Annotated in this window: 3 protein-coding genes; 1 reads left to right on the top strand and 2 read right to left on the bottom strand. The window is 41.7% G+C overall.

Going from position 1 to position 1,888, the window contains the following annotated elements:
- Positions 1-419: DUF2400 family protein (locus HP439_RS18900; protein ID WP_172391876.1), on the top strand; the 419-nt coding region annotated here is incomplete at its 5' end.
- A 64-nt stretch (positions 420-483) separates the two neighbouring features.
- On the opposite strand, the gene HP439_RS18895 is transcribed toward HP439_RS18900, so the two are convergent.
- Together HP439_RS18895 and gap are read right to left on the bottom strand one after the other, a co-directional pair.
- Positions 484-918: a GNAT family N-acetyltransferase gene (locus HP439_RS18895; protein ID WP_172391875.1), complete on the bottom strand. Its 435-nt coding sequence runs from the start codon at positions 916-918 to the stop codon at positions 484-486.
- A partial coding sequence (gap, locus tag HP439_RS18890; RefSeq protein ID WP_216657908.1) for a type I glyceraldehyde-3-phosphate dehydrogenase occupies positions 918-1,888 on the bottom strand: 971 nt, incomplete at its 5' end. The genes HP439_RS18895 and gap, both read right to left, overlap by 1 nt.

Raw genomic sequence — 1,888 nt, 5'->3', positions numbered from 1 at the left:
ATGCGTTTCTATTAGATCAATCTTCTTCAAGTGTTTTCTCTATGGAAAAGAGTCTTGATGAATTTAAAAATTATTTTTTTTCCTTGACAGATTTCCCAATACGTACGATGAAGCATGTTAGTTCGCCGCACCGGAAATCAAGTTGTAAACGGTTAAATATGTACTTACGATGGATGGTGCGAAAAGATGATAACGGCGTGGATTTTGGCTTATGGAATCGTATCTCAGCAAAAGATTTAGTTTGTCCTTGCGATGTGCACGTAGAACGTGTTGCTCGTAAATTTGGTTTAATAACGTTGGATAAAGTTAGCTGGAAGATGGCAGTTGAGTTAACAGATAACCTAAAACAATTCGATCCAATGGACCCTGTAAAATATGATTTTGCCCTTTTTGGAATGGGGGTAGAGGGAGAGCTTTAGAAGGCTAATATAATTTTCTACATCTCGAACGCATAGTTGTCACCCCAAGCGGAACGAAATATGTTTAAAGCATTTTAAACATTTCTTTGTGTGGACCTACTCCAGGGATTTCAAACATATCGGACATGAATTCAAAACCTTGATCCAGGTAAAAGGGGAAGGCAATCTCACGGGCATTGAACCATAGATATTCGATATTCAGTTGCATTTTGAGATGGTTTTCTGCAGCTTTCAACAACTGACTTGCATAGCCTTTTCTATGGTAATTAGGATGAGTCGCCATACCACGCAGGCGGTATGCGTCGTGAGGTAGCTTTCCGTGGTTCTCTTTTTGACAGGTAAGTATGCAAATTAATTCTTGACTTTCAATAAAAAGCCCCAGATGAAATGTTGATTGATCATTGTCTTGATCAAAAGTACACTCCTTGTAGGGCAGTGAATCTCGTAGTACCAAACTGCGGAGAGGTAATGTCTGCTCCGCGGATATAAATCGAATCATTACCGATTTTTTTTGTTTATATTTTCTAATAAATCAACCATTCGATTTGAGTAGCCAAACTCATTGTCATACCAACCAACCACCTTAACAAGGCCGCCAACAATTGAGGTTAACTGTGCATCAAATACGCAGGAATAAGGGCTGTTGATAATATCTACAGAGACGATGGGATCTTCGGTATATTGCAATATATTCTTTAATGAGCTATCGGATGCCTCTTTGAATTTCTGATTAATTTGCTCTACGCTTGTTTGGTTTTCAAGGATGCATGTGAAGTCGGTAAGCGATCCATTTAGTACGGGTACACGGATTCCGGCGCCGCCGAGTTTCCCTTCAAGATGAGGGAAAACATTGGTGATTGCTTTTGCGGCTCCAGTTGTTGTTGGGATAATTGATGAAGACGCTGCGCGTGCCCGGCGTAGGTCGCGGTGTGGGGCATCATGGAGATTTTGATCTCCTGTCATAGAATGCACGGTAGTGATATACCCGTCTTTGATCCCCCAATTTTCGTCAAGAATTTTAACTAACGGAGCCACATTGTTTGTTGTACAGGAAGCATTGGAAAAGAGCGGCTGACTCCAATCAAATGTGTCGTCGTTTATACCAAGTACTACTGTCGGAACGTCTTTGTCGGGAGAGGGTGCGGAGATAATAGTTTGTCGCGCTCCAGCTTGAATATGGCGAGATGCTTTTTCGGAACTTGTAAAATGACCGGTAGATTCCACCACGACATCTATCGCTAAATCTCTCCATGGGAGTGCGAGTGGGTCGAGGATTCGAAATACCTTGATAGCCTTTCCTTGAATAAAGAGATGATTCTCGTCAGCGCTAACCTCGAGTTCGAATGGACCATGGACGGAATCGTATTTTAATAAATGGGCAAGGGTAGTTGTATCGGTCGTGTCATTGATGGCGATTACTGAAAGTTCTTCTTGCAGACCCCGCCGATATATGTTGCGTAAAGTATTAC

It is taken from the genome of Sphingobacterium shayense (assembly GCF_013179575.1).
Taxonomy (GTDB): Bacteria; Bacteroidota; Bacteroidia; order Sphingobacteriales; family Sphingobacteriaceae; genus Sphingobacterium; species Sphingobacterium shayense.
This window is presented reverse-complemented; position numbering and strand designations above follow the sequence as displayed.

What these genes read in the sequence shown, in the direction of transcription:
- HP439_RS18895 (WP_172391875.1), bottom strand. Translation starts at nt 918, where the DNA reads ATGATTCGATTTATATCCGCGGAGCAGACATTACCTCTCCGCAGTTTG.